This window comes from Pseudohongiella sp. (genome assembly GCF_011050365.1).
GTDB lineage: Bacteria > Pseudomonadota > Gammaproteobacteria > Pseudomonadales > Pseudohongiellaceae > Pseudohongiella.
On the sequence record NZ_DRFV01000008.1, the window covers coordinates 95244 to 109135 of the forward strand.

Sequence of the window (13892 nt, forward strand, 5' to 3'; positions counted from 1 at the left end):
CCTTTTTCTATTGGTCGGCTGTCACATAACTGACAGAAAAGTGATGTATGCTTCGTCCATATATTTTTGCTGTCCTGTATTCAGAACCGGAGTTTGCCATGGCCGAGAGTCACCGTGCTGCCACCCTGTCCCGCCGACAATTGCTGCGCCAGGGGCTCGTGACGAGCGGCGTTATCGCCGCCGGCCCGGCGCTATGGGGATGTGGCACTCACGCCGCCTCACCCCGTTCGGCGATGCCCGCCAGCAGTATTGGCCGCATCAGCAATATTCCCAACCTGGCCGGCACATTACACGAAGTCGCTGTCGGCAACGACCCTGCTACCCTCGTCCGGCTGCCCCGCGGTTTCTCCATTCGCGAGGTGGCACGCACGGGCCGGCGCCCGACACCGACATCAGATTACATCTGGCACGAAGATCCGGATGGTGGTGCCACCTTCGCCACCGATGACGGTGGCTGGGTCTACGTGTCCAATGCTGAAGTCAGTGCGCCCGGCCGCGGTGGTGTGGGCGCGCTTCGTTTTGATGCTGAAGGCCAATTGATCGATGCTTATCCCATCTGCAGCGGCACCACCAACAACTGCGCTGGCGGTCCGACGCCCTGGGGCACATGGCTGACCTGTGAGGAAGTCGACAATGGAATCGTTTATGAGTGCGATCCGCAGGGAAACCGGAGCGCCGTTGCCTGCCCTGCCATGGGCGTATTCAAGCATGAAGCAGCCGCCGTCGATCCGGTTCGCAGACACATCTATCTGACCGAGGATACCCCGGACAGTAACTTTTACCGGTTTACACCGGACGTGTACCCGGCTGGCGGCCGGCCTGACCTGTCTTCAGGCAAGCTGGAAGTCGCCATCGTGGACGGTGACGATCTGCTCACCAGTCGTGCACTGCGCTGGGAGACGGTTCCGGAGCCACAGCCTGCCAATGATGGACTGTTATTGAACGTGGATGCAACGCCGACCCGCCACCAGGTGGCAGGGGCCGAGAGATTCAATGGCGGTGAAGGTTGCTGGTATCACAACGGTATCGTGTATTTCACCACCAAAGGTGACAATCGGGTTTGGGCCGTCGATTGCGCGACACAGCGAATCGATCTGATTTACGACAAGCAGAGTCAGCAGGCCTTCAACCCGGGCATCGATGATGTGGACAACCTCACTGTTTCAACCAGTGGCGATATACTTGTGGCCGAGGACGGCGCGGAAATGCGGATTGTTGTGGTCGGACCGGATATCACGCCATTCGAACTGGTCAACTTTAAGGGCCATCGCGGTTCGGAAATCTGTGGACCGGCGTTCAGCCCCGATGGCAGCCGCCTGTACTTCAGTTCTCAGAACGGTGCTGCGGGGACGTCGCAGGATGGCCGCATTTATGAAATGCAGGGGCCATTCTTCGTTTAGCGCCGTGACCATGAGCTGATTGAGCCGGGCTCTCTATGTCGCTGCTGCCGGCTCGCTTGCATATTCAAGGCCCAGTTCATGACGCCGGGATTCCACCCAGTCCAGGAACTCCAGGTTCACTTGTTTGGACGTTTTGCCTGCCGTTTGTATGGGCTGTCCAACAATCAGTTTGATGGTACCGGGATTCTTGCGTGTGGTACCGGCGGGCCAGTGCTTGCCTGCATTATGCAACACAGGCACGATTTCTGTGTCGGTGGCGACTGCCAACTGTGCCCCGCCCCGGGAGAACTTGCCCAGCTTGCCGGTTGCTGCCCGCGTGCCTTCCGGGAATACCAGTACCGACGCCCCTTCCTGCAGCCGTTCAGCGCCCTGCTTCAACAAGGACTTGCCCGCCTCTCTGGGTTTGCTGCGATCAATGGCGATGGGCCGTTGCAGACGCAAGGCCCAGCCCCAGAATGGAATCTCCAACAACTCTTTCTTGAGAATGGGACACACCGGCGTAAACAATTGGTATAGAAAAATGGTTTCCCAGGTGCTCTGGTGATTGCTGAAGATGATCACCGGATGATCCGGAATGTTTTCCTTACCCTCAATTTGATACGACACATTACTGGTAATACGAAGCCAGACAATAACCAACCGGCACCAAAGTGCATACAGGTAATAACGACGTCGGGGCGGTAGCAGCCAGAACAGGGAAATGATCAGTACTGAAATTACAAAGGTCAGGCCGGCATAACCTAGAAAGAATAATATTGAACGAATTTTGCTGATCATTGCGAATCCAATAAAGCGTTGGCGAATGAAGCCAGGTCAGGGTAAACCGGTGTATCGGATAGTGTTTCCGGCAAACCGGCGCCCGCCGTGACCGAGCCTTTGCCGGTCAGCACCAGCACAGGCTGACACCCGGCACTTTCGGCGGCCTGCAGGTCACGCAAACTGTCACCGACAAACGGGGCATTGATCACAGCGACATCCAGCTCCCGGGCAATCTGGTGCACCAGACCCGGCAATGGTTTGCGGCACTGGCAATTGTCGTCCGGGCCATGGGGACAATAAAAAAAACCGGTAATTATCCCGCCAGCTTCTTCGACCCGGTCATTGATAGACTGGTGAATCCGCGCGAGCGCAAACTCGTCAAACAGGCCGCGCGCGATACCGGACTGATTGGTGGCCACCACAACCTGATACCCGGCATTGCTCAGTCGGGCAATCGCTTCGATGCTACCCGGGATCGGGATGCATTCGTTGTCAGATTTGATGAAGGCGTCAGAGTCTTCATTGATAACGCCGTCACGATCCAGAATGATCAGTTTACTCATCACAGTGTTCTGCGTATCAAAATCGTTTTTGGTGCAGACCATCAGGCTTGCTTACGCTGTGTGCAGGCAAGAAATATCAGCCACATGCAGGAACAGGGTCCGTAGTTCACGTAACAACGCCAAACGGTTCTGCCGCACCGCTGCATCATCTGCCATAACCAGCACGTCATCAAAAAAGGTATCCACTACCGTTCGCATGCCGGCCAGAGTTTCCAGCCCCTTCGCATAATCACGCTGTTTAAACATCGGCGCTACTGTTTGCGCCAACCGGTCAACGTCTTCAGCCAGTGCGATTTCGGCAGCCTCGGTAAGCAGTGATTTGTCGACGGACTCGGCGATCGCGCCTTCCTGCTTTTGCAGAATATTGGAAACGCGTTTGTTGGCCGCTGCCAGTGCCCCGCTTTCCGGCAGTTTACTGAACTGCTGAACGGCCGACACGCGCAAGGCAAAATCCAGTGGTTTGGCTGGTTTCAGCTCCATCACCGACTGGAAGACTTCAGGCGATACACCGTCACCGGTATACCAGGCCCGGAACCGCTCCAGCATGAATTCAAATACCTGGGTGGATGTGTCATTTGGTACCACCAGGCCCTGTTCGGTGTAAGCTGCCAGCGCCTCATTGATGGCGTTCTGCAAATCCAGGTCCATGGATTTCTCAACCAGAATGCGCAGCACACCGAGCGCAGCGCGACGTAATGCGAATGGATCCTTGGAGCCGGTCGGTGGCTGACCGATGGCAAACAAACCACAAATGGTATCGAGTTTTTCTGCCACTGCCAGCACGGCGCCGGTGTCACTGGCAGGGACTGCGTCGCCGGCAAAACGCGGCTGATACTGCTCGGTGATGGCCTGTGCGACTTCACTGGCTTCGTTGTCGTGCAGGGCGTAATAGTGGCCCATGATGCCCTGCAGTTCCGGGAATTCGGCAACCATATGGCTGACCAGGTCACATTTGCCCAGCAGCGCGGCGCGTTCACAATGGGCCGGATCAATCGTCAGCGCCCTGGCTATGTTGCCGGCGAGCGCCGCTACGCGTCGTGACTTCTGTTCAACGGTGCCCAGCTGTTGCTGAAATACAATGCTGCCCAATTGTTCCAGACGTGAGGCAAGCGTCTGCTTGCGGTCACTTTCAAAAAAGAATGCGGCATCTGCCAGGCGCGGGCGAATAACCCGCTCGTTGCCGGCAATGACCTGAGCCGGGTCCTTGCTTTCCAGGTTGGCGACCGCAACAAAGTTCGGCAGCATGTTGCCGGCCTTGTCGAGCACGTAAAATGTTTTCTGATGATTCTTCATCGACGAGATCAGCGCCTCCGGCGGCACCGACAGGAAATGCTCATCGAAGCGACCGGTCAGCGCGACCGGCCATTCCACCATGCTGGTCACTTCTTCCAGCAGGTCTTCATCAATGCGAACCTCAGCGTTCAGGGCAGTACCCTGCGCTTCTACCAGCTCGCGCACCTTGTGCTTGCGGCGGTCATAATCAGCGATGACAAAACCCGGGTTAAGCAGTTTGTCTTCGTATTCGGATGGCGATGCCAGGTGGATGTCCGTGTCGCAATGGAAGCGGTGGCCGTGCGTAATACGACCACTCTTGATGCCGAATAACTCAGTGTCGATGACCTCGTCGCCGAACAGCATCACCAGCCAGTAAACCGGGCGCACAAACTCATCGCGCGTGCTGCCCCAGCGCATCTTGCGCGGGATCGGCAACTTTGCCACTGCGGTGGCGACAATGTCGGGTAACAGCGCACGAGTGTCGTCGCCCGCCTTGTCAGCCCGGAATACCAGCTTTTCAACGCCGTCTTTTTCGACGGTTTCCAACGCATCAATGTCAACGCCACAGGAGCGTGCAAAACCGGACGCGGCCGGCGTTGGCTTGCCGTCCTTGTCGTAAGCGGCCTTGACGGCGGGTCCGAAACGTTCAATTTTGGTATCTGCCTGCCTGACTGACAAACCCTCCACATGTGCGGCGAGTCGACGCGGACTGGTATAGGGTTTGATCGCAGCGTAACTCAGACCAGCGTTGTCCAGACCTGTCTGCACGCCGACAATAAACGCCTCCGACAATCCGCGCAAGGCTTTGGGTGGAAGTTCCGCACATCCAATTTCAACTAAAAAATCTTTGTCAGTCTCTGTATGGGTCATGGTGTCAGTTGGCAACGCTGTTCGTGAGATAAATGATGGGTGATTCAGCCTTTCAGGGCTGCTTCGCGCAAGGCGGCAGGCGCCAGCGGGAAACCGAGTTTACGACGACTTTCGTAATACGCCTCGGCAACCTGGCGCGACAGGGTTCGCACCCGCAGGATGAAGCGCTGACGCTCGGTCACCGAGATGGCCTGGCGTGCATCCAGCAGGTTGAAATAATGTGACGCCTTCAGTACCTGTTCGTAGGCCGGCAGCGCCAGGCCTTTTTCGATCAGGGTTGAACACTGGGCTTCGCACTCATCAAAGCTGGTAAACAATGCGTCCACATTGGCATGTTCAAAATTGTACGCTGACATTTCCACTTCGTTCTGGTGGAACACGTCGCCGTAGGTCACCACGCCGTTGGGGCCCTCAGTCCAGACCAGATCGTACAGACTGTCCACGCCCTGCAGGTACATGGCGATACGCTCAAGACCGTAGGTGATCTCGCCGCTGACCGGAAAACATTCAATGCCGCCGACTTGCTGGAAATAGGTAAACTGGGTCACTTCCATGCCATTGAGCCAGACTTCCCAGCCCAGGCCCCACGCGCCCAGAGTCGGTGATTCCCAGTTGTCCTCGACGAAACGTATATCGTGCACCGTCGGGTCAATGCCCAGGTGTTTCAGCGACTCGATATACAGGTCCTGAATATCCGGTGGTGACGGCTTGAGAATGACCTGGAACTGATAATAGTGCTGCAGTCGGTTGGGATTTTCGCCGTAGCGGCCATCGGTGGGTCGGCGGCTGGGCTGCACATAGGCGGTGCGCCAGCTTTCCGGACCAATAGAGCGCAGGAAGGTGGCCGGATGAAAGGTACCGGCGCCTACTTCCAGATCCAGTGGCTGCAAGACAACACAGCCCTGTCTGGCCCAGAACTCCTGAAGCGCCAGGATCAGACCCTGAAAGGTTTTTACATCGGCAATAGCCGGACTCTGCGCGGACAAGACACACCCCAAATTCAATCGGTTGAAAAGCCGCAATTATGCGGGATTAGGCAGTTAATATCTACTGCGCTAAAATGGTCGCTCGTATTCAAACGGCCATTCTGCGAGGCATTGCTCATCGAAACCGTCAAAACCATCCTGGTGAAAAGTCTGCTGCGACTGTTGTCGTGGATTCCCCTGCCGCTGCTGCACAAACTGGCTGAGGCCATTGGCGCCATAGTGTATGCCCTGCCCACCGAAACCCGGCGGGTGACGCTGATCAATCTGCAGCGCGCGCTGCCCGAACTCAGTGAGGAAGAGCGCCGCCGTCTGGCGCGGCGCAGCGTACAGGAAACCCTGAAAGCCGGTTTCGAGCTGGGCCATATGTGGTACGGCAGTATTGAGCACGTCATGAGCATGATTGTGAACGTGCAGGGCAAGGAGCATATTGATGCGGCATTGGCCAGTGGGCGAGCCATCATCTATTGTTCGCCGCATCTGGGCAACTGGGAGCTGATGGGCCTGTATGTCTCCACCCTGGCCCCACTGACAACCTTGTACAAGCCGCCAAAACTGACCGGTCTGAATGACCTGATCGCCGGCTCTCGCGCCCGGGCTGGCGCGGATCTGGTGGCAACGGATCGGGCCGGGGTGGTGAAACTGACCCGGGCTCTGCAACAGGGCGCATCGACCGGTATTCTGCCAGACCAGCAGCCTCGTGAAGGTGGCGTATTTGCCCCGTTCTTCGGTCATCAGGCCTACACCATGACGCTGGTGTCCAAGCTCGCCGCGCGCGCCAATGCTGTCGTGTTGTTTACCTTTGCCAAACGTCTGCCCAAGGGCTCGGGCTTTGAGCTGATTTGCATGCCAGCCGATGCCGACGTTGCCAATGCCGATACCACGCTGGCAGCGGCCGCGCTCAACCGCTCCGTGGAAGCCTGTGTCCGACTGGCGCCGGAGCAATATCAGTGGGAGTACAAACGTTTCCGTAAACGCCCGGCCGAAGAGACCGGGCGCTTCTATTGAGGTCTGGCGGTAACCGGAGCAGCGCTTTTAGCGGCGCCAGAACATGGGCATGAACAACACCAGCAAGGTGAAAATCTCCAGTCGGCCCAGCAGCATGGCCAGGCACAATACCCACTTGGCGGTGTTGCCAATATCAGCATAGTTACTGGCGACGCCTTCAAGGCCCGGCCCCAGGTTATTGAGACTGGCACCGACGGCGCTAAACGCGGTCACCACCTCCAGATCCAGCGCCAGCAGTATAATCAGCAGAATCAGGTAAACCAGCACATAAACGGCAAAGAATCCCCATACCGATTCGATGACCCGGTCAGGCACCATGGTACGTCCCAGTTTGACGGTGATAACGGCATTGGGATGGATCAGACGTTTGATCTCGCGAAATCCCTGTTTGAAGATCAGCAGGATACGGATAACTTTCATGCCGCCGCCGGTCGACCCGGCGCAGGCGCCAATGATGGAGGCGTAGATCAGCAGATAAGGCAGCGCCAGCGGCCAGGAATTAAAGTCGGCGGTGGTGAAACCGGTGGTGGTGGCAATCGAGACGGTCTGAAATACGCCATGTACAAACGCGTTTTGCGCGTTGTAGGTCTCGGTCAGGTACAGTACCAGCACCGTAAAGACGGCCACCGCCAGTAAAATCGAGCCATAGAACCGGGTTTCAGGGTCGCGCAGGTACTGGGTAATGCTGCGGCGCTGCCAGGCGGTGAAATGCAGGGCAAAGTTCAAGCCGGCGATAAACATGAAAAACACCGCGATCATGTTGATAAGGTCACTGTTGAAGTAACCCATGCTGGCGTCATGAGTCGAGAATCCGCCGATAGCGACCGTGGAAAAACTATGACAGATGGCGTCAAACAGCGTCATGCCGGCGGCCCAGTAGGCCAGCGCACACACGGCAGTCAGACCCATGTAGATGTACCAGAGCGCCTTCGCAGTTTCGGCCAGGCGCGGCACCAGATTGTCGTTTTTCACCGGTCCGGGACTTTCGGCCCGATACAGCTGCATACCCCCGATGCCCAGCATCGGCAACACCGCAACAGCCAACGCGACAATACCCATGCCGCCCAGCCATTGCAGCTGCTGGCGATAGAACAGAATGGATTTGGGTAGAAAGTCCAGTCCGGTAATAACGGTGGCGCCGGTCGTGGTCAGCCCGGAGAACGACTCAAAGACTGCATCGGTCACCGATAAGGGCGTATTGGTGGAGAAAAGGAAGGGTAATGCACCGAACGTGCTCAGTACAGTCCAGAACAGAGTAACAACAAGAAAACCGTCACGGGTTCGCATTTCCTGTCGTGAGCGCCAGCTGAAGACCCACAGGCTGAAACCCACACCAAAGGTAATCATCAGGGAGGTCAGAAACGACGAGGCTTCGCCATCTCCGTAGATGAAAGACACCAGAATGGAAGGCAGGTTGGCCAGCATGCTGAACAGCATCAGCAGGACGCCGACGATTTTTGCAACAATTGATATGTGCATGGAAATCAGATGCCTTTCACTATCAGAAGAAACTGAACCCGACGGCAAACAACCGTTCTACTTCAGGGATGCGTTTTTTATCAGTCAGGAACAGAATAACGTGATCGCCGGACTCGATGACGATGTCGTCGTGTGCGATCAGCACCTCTTCAGCGCGCACAATAGCACCGATGGTAGTGCCTGCCGGCAGCTCAATATCTTCGATGGCACGTCCCACCACTTTCGACGAATGGCTATCACCATGCGCAATTGCTTCCAGCGCCTCTGCGGCACCCCGGCGAAGTGAGTGCACATTAACGATGTCACCCTTGCGTACATGCGTAAGCAGACTGCCGATGGATGCCTGCTGGGGAGAGATGGCAATATCGATTTCGCCGCCCTGCACCAGATCCACATAAGCGGGATTGTTTATCAGACACATCACTTTGCGTGCGCCAAGTCGTTTGGCCAGCATCGATGACATGATGTTGGCTTCGTCATCGTTGGTCAGGGCCAGAAACACGTCGGTGTCTTCAATGCCCTCTTCCAGCAAGAGCTGTTTGTCCGATGACTCGCCGTTCAGCACGATAGCCTTGTTGAGGTATTCCGCCAGATATTCGCAGCGGGCATTGTTGCGTTCGATGACTTTGATCTGGTAACGCTTTTCCAGCGCTTCAGCCAGGCGGATACCAATATTACCGCCGCCAGCGATAACAATGCGTTTATAGGGTTTATCCAGGCGGCGCAGTTCGCCGATGACGGCGCGGATGTTTTTCGGGGCTGCGATAAAAAATACTTCGTCATCCGCTTCAATGACTGTTGAGCCTTCCGGTGTGATTGCCCGGTTGCGGCGGAAAATGGCGGCTACCCGCGCATCGACCTTCGGCATGTGTTCGCGCAGGAAACGAATCTCCTGGCCGACCAGTGGACCGCCGTAATAGGCACGTACCGCCACCAGCTGCGCATTGCCATCGGCAAAGTCGAGCACTTGCAGGGAGCCCGGCAGCTCTATCAGTCGGGCGATGTAATTGGACACTAACAGCTCTGGGCTGATGACTACATCCAGTGGAATGGACTCGGGACGGAACAGGCCTTCCTGGGCCATGTAGGAGGCAGAGCGCAGGCGGCAAATTTTCTTCGGAGTTTTGAAGATGGAGTACGCGATCTGGCAGGCAACCATATTGACTTCGTCGTTCTCGGTTACCGCAATGATCATGTCGGCGTCTTCCGCGCCGGCCATGCGTAAAACGTCCGGGTGTGACGGCCAGCCCTGGGCGATACCAACGTCCAGCCGGTCCTTGAGCTCGCGCAGCGCGTCTACATCAGGATCGACCAGGGTAATGTCATTGGCTTCGCTGGCCAGATTCTCTGCCAGGGAAATCGCAACCTGGTTACATCCCAGTATTATTATCTTCATGTAATCGCCTGCTCCTGCGCAATGCCCGACGGAATCAGAGAGCCGCCGGTGTTGCCCGCAAATTATCCGCCCCTGCGTCCGTGCTTACAAGATTCATCCGGCGTTTTTTCGCAGAACGGCGAAATAAAACCCGTCCGGCCCGTGCTCTGAAGGCAATAGCTGGCGCCCCGCATCGGCGCTAACGCCCCATTCTGCAGAGATGGGGATTTCTTCTGCATCCGGCGTCGCGGAAAGGAATTGCACAATTTGTCTGTCATTCTCCGCGCGCAGCACAGAACAGGTTGAATAAACCATGCTGCCGCCGGGCGCCAGGCATGACCACAGGTTGGTCAGCAGCTTGTGTTGCAGGATAACCAGGCGAGCCACGTCTTCCGCCTTGCGCAGCACCTTGATGTCCGGTTGGCGCCGGATGATGCCAGTGGCCGAACACGGTGCATCCAGCAAAATACGGTCAAAAGGCACGCCGTCCCACCAATTGTCCGGCTCACTGCTGTCGGCCGCCAGCAGCCTGGTGCCGGGGCCGGCCAGCAGCAATCGTTGCAGGTTCTCCTCAATACGCTCAAGCCGGCGCGCCTCAATATCGAGCGCCAACAGGATCTGAGGCTCCCCACCTGCCTGAGCCAGTGTTTCCAGCACATGGCAGGTTTTGCCGCCCGGTGCCGCGCAGGCATCCAGAATGCGCTGGCCGGCATCGGCCAACAGTAAGCCGGGGATCAATTGAGAGGCTTCATCCTGCACACTGATCAGGCCATCGCTGAATCCCGGCAGTACAGTCACTGCCCGGGCCTGTTCCAGATACACCGCCGAGTCGGCCAGACTGCCTGCGTGTGCGGTGATACCGGCGGCAGCGAGTTCGTCAAGGTAAGCTGCCCGGCTCACTCGCGACAGGTTGACCCGTAAGGTCATCGGGGGATGCTGATTGCCTGCTGCCAGTATTTGCGATGCGTGCTGTGGCCAGTCGGTCTGGATACTATCAACCATCCAGTCGGTATAGGTCAGGGCGACAACGTCGGCTCCGGTCTCCCGGCTCGCTAGTTGGCGCTGGTATTGCCGGAGCACACCATTGACCAGCGACTTGGCCCAGCCCTTTTTCAACAACGCGGTGGCATTCACGGTTTCATTGACAGCGGCATGGTCGGCCAGGCGCATATGCTCAAGCTGGTACATGCCCACCAATAACAGACAGTGAATATCAATATCTTTATTTTTCAGTGGCTTATCGAGCATCGTAGCCAGGTCGCGCTCGAGTTTGTGGTACCAGCGACAGGTACCAAAACAAAGTTCGCGCAACAGGGCCATCTGGTTCTGGTCAGCTTCGGCAACATCTGACGCCCGCGGTAACAGACTGGCCAGCGAGCCTTGCTGTCTGATCAGCCGCGCCAGTATCTGTGCAGCTGTGGCCCGGACCTTAGCGGGCTTCATGAGCATCGTCGCTGCTGAAGCGCTTGCCGGCGGCAAACAGCGCCGGGCGTGAGTTCCTGATGTCGCGCACGGACACCGGGTTTTTGCCGGGCAGCTGCAGTTCACTCACATCCAGCACCCCATCGGTGCAGGCAATGCTAAGCACATTCCTGTCGTGACCTGGCAAAATGGTACCTGGCGCTGCATCGCCGGCCTGGTCTGCCTCGGAACAGGACGCTCGCAGCAGGCGCAGACGCTCGCCGTCCAGCAAGCTATAGGCCGGTTGACGTCCGATACCGGCACGAATGGTGCGGGCGATATCAGCCGCGCCGGCCCGCCAGTCAATCTGCGACTCCGCCTTGTCCAGCTTGCGGGCGTAGGTGCTCAGTGCATCATCCTGTTTTTCGGCGTGTTCGCGGAGCGCATCGAAATGCGCCAGCGTGTAAAGCAGGCCCTGGCAGCCCAATGTGGCCAGTCGATCCTCCAGTTGTTGCCGGTCATCACTATCGGTCAGCGCAGTGCTTAGTTTGTAAAGCATGTCACCGGTATCGAGACCGACATCCATCTGCATGATGGTGACGCCGGTTTCGCTGTCTCCGGCGAGCAAGGCGCGTTCGATGGGGGCGGCACCGCGCCATCGCGGCAACAAAGAGGCGTGAACATTGATGCAACCAAAACGGGGGATATCCAGCACAGCTTTCGGCAGCAACAGACCATAGGCAACTACAATCATCAGATCGGGTGCCAGCGCGGCCAGTGCCGCTTGTGCGTCAGGGTCTTTCAGGGAGGCGGGCTGCACTACCGGCAGCTGGTGCTCAGTGGCGAGTGCCTTTACCGGACTGGCGTGCAGTTTTTTGCCGCGCCCCGATGCCCGGTCGGGCTGGGTATAAACAGCCGCGATTTCATGGCCGTGTGCTATCAGCGCGGACAGGTGGGAGGCAGCAAACGCAGGCGTGCCGGCAAAAACCAGTTTCATTTGATACCCATGGTGTGAGTTGTGGAGCAAAAGGTGTGTTGGCGAGCCTGCCGTGAGTTACCGGTCCGGCGTTATACTCAGGCCATCGCAGCCTGCTTGTGGGCTTTTTCCAGCTTGCTGCGAATCCGTTGCCGTTTGATAGTGCTCAGGTAATCAACAAACAGTTTGCCATTCAGGTGATCCATCTCATGCTGAATACAGGTTGCCAGCAAACCATCCGCGATCATCTCGAAAGACTCGCCGTTACGATCCAGTGCCTGCACCCGAATCTGACGCGGGCGGCTGACGGTTTCGTAGAAACCGGGTACCGACAGACAGCCTTCATCGTATTCCTCAAGGTCGTCGTCCAGCACGTCAAGCTTTGGATTGATGAACACCAGCGGAGCACTGCTGTCGTCTGAAACATCAATCACAATAAGCTGTTTGTGGACATTGACCTGTGTCGCGGCCAGACCGATACCCGGCGCGTCATACATGGTCTCGAACATATCATCGATGACCTGACGCAGGGCATCGTCCACCTGCGTTACCGGCTTGGCAATAGTACGCAGTCGGGAATCAGGAAATTCCAGTATGTCCAGTTTTGCCATGGTTCAACTCCAGTTACGTGTCTCGATTCAGCAGGGTCGCCACATTTGTGCCATAACCCAAGTACGTGAATATGCTCAGTATAACATAAGGCCCTCGCAGACCTAAGGGGAAGGAAGACCGAATGAACAAGGAAAAGGTTTCAGCCTGGCTGGCACAGCCGGGCAATCATCTGGTGACGGTCGACGACCCCGGTTACCCGCCACTGCTACGGGAAATCAGTGACCATCCTCCGTTTTTGTTTGTGCGCGGCGACCCCGCCATTCTTGCCAGGCCCATGATAGCCATTGTCGGCAGTCGCAACAGTACCGTGTATGGCCGCGAGGTTGCATTCCGTCTGGGCGCGGAACTGACACACAAGGGGTTCGTGGTGTGCAGCGGGCTGGCAGCCGGCATTGATACCGAGGCGCACAAAGCCGCCGTACACTCGGCGGCCCCGACCGTCGCTGTGTTGGGCAATGGTTTGTACGATGTGTATCCACCGGCGAACCGGGGTCTGGCCGGACAAATTGTGGCGCCGGGTCCGGCGCAGGGAGCATTGATCTCCGAGCTGGCACTGGATGCCGGCCCGATCTCTTCGCACTTTCCCAGCCGCAACCGGATCATCAGTGGGCTGAGCCTGGGTGTTTGTGTGGTCGAAGCCACCATGCGCAGTGGCTCCCTGATCACGGCGCGACTGGCGCTGCAACAGAACCGGGAGGTATTTGCGGTGCCCGGCTCAGTGAACAGCAATCGAAGCCGGGGCTGCCATGAGTTGTTGCGCCAGGGCGCGGTGCTGGTGGAGACCGCAGATGATATCCTCGCCCATGTCGAATCCCTGTATCACGGCCAGCTGGATCTGCTGGCGCAGCGTCGGCCCGCCACACCAGACACCGGCGCACGACGCAGGTCAGTTACAACGGCCAGTGACGCCAGTGACCAAACCGGCCGCCTGACAACGCCGCCGGCGCAGGATGAAAATCCGGTGCTCACCTGTATCGGCACCGACCCGATCAATATGGATGCGCTGGTATTGCGAACGGGGCTGACAGTCAGCGAATTGAGCCAGCAATTGCTGGCGCTTGAGTTGGCCGGCGTGATTGAGAAACACGGAGGTCGCTGGGTGCGTTTGGCCGCTTGCAAGTGATCCCGGCCTGGGCTATTTTCAGCGCCCAGCGGGTTCAGCGCCCAGTGGTTTATCAGTGCCACCACCGT

Annotated in this window: 12 protein-coding genes; 3 read left to right on the forward strand and 9 right to left on the reverse strand. The window is 57.5% G+C overall.

Annotated features, from left to right (window positions below; all coding sequences use genetic code 11):
- Positions 1 to 98: 98 nt before the first annotated feature.
- A complete protein-coding gene (locus tag ENH71_RS06295; protein ID WP_294131296.1) occupies positions 99 to 1400 on the forward strand; it encodes an alkaline phosphatase PhoX in 1302 nt (433 codons plus the stop codon).
- A gap of 33 nt (positions 1401 to 1433) precedes the next feature.
- On the opposite strand, the gene ENH71_RS06300 is transcribed toward ENH71_RS06295, so the two are convergent.
- The 4 genes from ENH71_RS06300 to glyQ are packed head-to-tail and all read right to left on the reverse strand — an operon-like array spanning position 1434 to position 5853.
- A complete protein-coding gene (locus tag ENH71_RS06300; RefSeq protein ID WP_294131298.1) occupies positions 1434 to 2177 on the reverse strand; it encodes a lysophospholipid acyltransferase family protein in 744 nt (247 codons plus the stop codon).
- Complete coding sequence (gene gmhB, locus ENH71_RS06305) at positions 2174 to 2722, reverse strand: D-glycero-beta-D-manno-heptose 1,7-bisphosphate 7-phosphatase (RefSeq protein WP_294131299.1); 549 nt, start codon at positions 2720 to 2722, stop codon at positions 2174 to 2176. Before gmhB ends, ENH71_RS06300 begins: the two co-directional genes overlap by 4 nt.
- 51 nt (positions 2723 to 2773) lie before the next feature.
- Positions 2774 to 4867, reverse strand: coding sequence for a glycine--tRNA ligase subunit beta (gene glyS, locus ENH71_RS06310; protein WP_294131301.1), 2094 nt, complete (start codon positions 4865 to 4867; stop codon positions 2774 to 2776).
- Between the two features lie 44 nt (positions 4868 to 4911).
- On the reverse strand, positions 4912 to 5853 hold the full coding sequence (gene glyQ / locus ENH71_RS06315; RefSeq protein WP_317622358.1) for a glycine--tRNA ligase subunit alpha: 942 nt from the start codon (positions 5851 to 5853) through the stop codon (positions 4912 to 4914).
- A gap of 111 nt (positions 5854 to 5964) precedes the next feature.
- Here glyQ and ENH71_RS06320 point away from each other — a divergent pair, with 111 nt between their 5' ends.
- Positions 5965 to 6858 carry a lysophospholipid acyltransferase family protein gene (locus tag ENH71_RS06320; protein ID WP_294131304.1) on the forward strand — a complete coding sequence of 298 codons (894 nt, stop codon included), beginning with the start codon at positions 5965 to 5967 and terminating at the stop codon, positions 6856 to 6858.
- A 27-nt stretch (positions 6859 to 6885) separates the two neighbouring features.
- On the opposite strand, the gene ENH71_RS06325 is transcribed toward ENH71_RS06320, so the two are convergent.
- The 5 genes from ENH71_RS06325 to def all read right to left on the reverse strand — a co-directional run bounded on the left by ENH71_RS06325 (position 6886) and on the right by def (position 12700).
- Entirely contained in the window at positions 6886 to 8337 is a 1452-nt protein-coding gene (locus ENH71_RS06325) for a TrkH family potassium uptake protein (RefSeq protein ID WP_294131307.1), read from the reverse strand.
- A gap of 22 nt (positions 8338 to 8359) precedes the next feature.
- Positions 8360 to 9733: a Trk system potassium transporter TrkA gene (trkA, locus tag ENH71_RS06330; RefSeq protein WP_294131309.1), complete on the reverse strand. Its 1374-nt coding sequence runs from the start codon at positions 9731 to 9733 to the stop codon at positions 8360 to 8362.
- Between the two features lie 93 nt (positions 9734 to 9826).
- Positions 9827 to 11155 carry a 16S rRNA (cytosine(967)-C(5))-methyltransferase RsmB gene (rsmB, locus tag ENH71_RS06335; protein ID WP_294131315.1) on the reverse strand — a complete coding sequence of 443 codons (1329 nt, stop codon included), beginning with the start codon at positions 11153 to 11155 and terminating at the stop codon, positions 9827 to 9829.
- Positions 11142 to 12110 carry a methionyl-tRNA formyltransferase gene (gene fmt / locus ENH71_RS06340; RefSeq protein WP_294131316.1) on the reverse strand — a complete coding sequence of 323 codons (969 nt, stop codon included), beginning with the start codon at positions 12108 to 12110 and terminating at the stop codon, positions 11142 to 11144. Before fmt ends, rsmB begins: the two co-directional genes overlap by 14 nt.
- A 77-nt stretch (positions 12111 to 12187) precedes the next feature.
- Positions 12188 to 12700, reverse strand: a complete 513-nt coding sequence (gene def, locus ENH71_RS06345) for a peptide deformylase (protein WP_294131319.1) — start codon at positions 12698 to 12700, stop codon at positions 12188 to 12190.
- Between the two features lie 122 nt (positions 12701 to 12822).
- Here def and dprA point away from each other — a divergent pair, with 122 nt between their 5' ends.
- Positions 12823 to 13824, forward strand: a complete 1002-nt coding sequence (gene dprA / locus ENH71_RS06350; RefSeq protein ID WP_294131322.1) for a DNA-processing protein DprA — start codon at positions 12823 to 12825, stop codon at positions 13822 to 13824.
- The last annotated feature ends 68 nt before the right edge of the window (positions 13825 to 13892 follow it).

Coding starts and splice junctions, on each gene's coding strand:
- ENH71_RS06295 (WP_294131296.1), top strand. CDS start 99: ATGGCCGAGAGTCACCGTGCTGCCACCCTGTCCCGCCGACAATTGCTG.
- ENH71_RS06300 (WP_294131298.1), bottom strand. CDS start 2,177: ATGATCAGCAAAATTCGTTCAATATTATTCTTTCTAGGTTATGCCGGC.
- gmhB (WP_294131299.1), bottom strand. CDS start 2,722: ATGAGTAAACTGATCATTCTGGATCGTGACGGCGTTATCAATGAAGAC.
- glyS (WP_294131301.1), bottom strand. CDS start 4,867: ATGACCCATACAGAGACTGACAAAGATTTTTTAGTTGAAATTGGATGT.
- ENH71_RS06325 (WP_294131307.1), bottom strand. CDS start 8,337: ATGCACATATCAATTGTTGCAAAAATCGTCGGCGTCCTGCTGATGCTG.
- trkA (WP_294131309.1), bottom strand. CDS start 9,733: ATGAAGATAATAATACTGGGATGTAACCAGGTTGCGATTTCCCTGGCA.
- rsmB (WP_294131315.1), bottom strand. CDS start 11,155: ATGAAGCCCGCTAAGGTCCGGGCCACAGCTGCACAGATACTGGCGCGG.
- fmt (WP_294131316.1), bottom strand. CDS start 12,110: ATGAAACTGGTTTTTGCCGGCACGCCTGCGTTTGCTGCCTCCCACCTG.
- def (WP_294131319.1), bottom strand. CDS start 12,700: ATGGCAAAACTGGACATACTGGAATTTCCTGATTCCCGACTGCGTACT.
- dprA (WP_294131322.1), top strand. CDS start 12,823: ATGAACAAGGAAAAGGTTTCAGCCTGGCTGGCACAGCCGGGCAATCAT.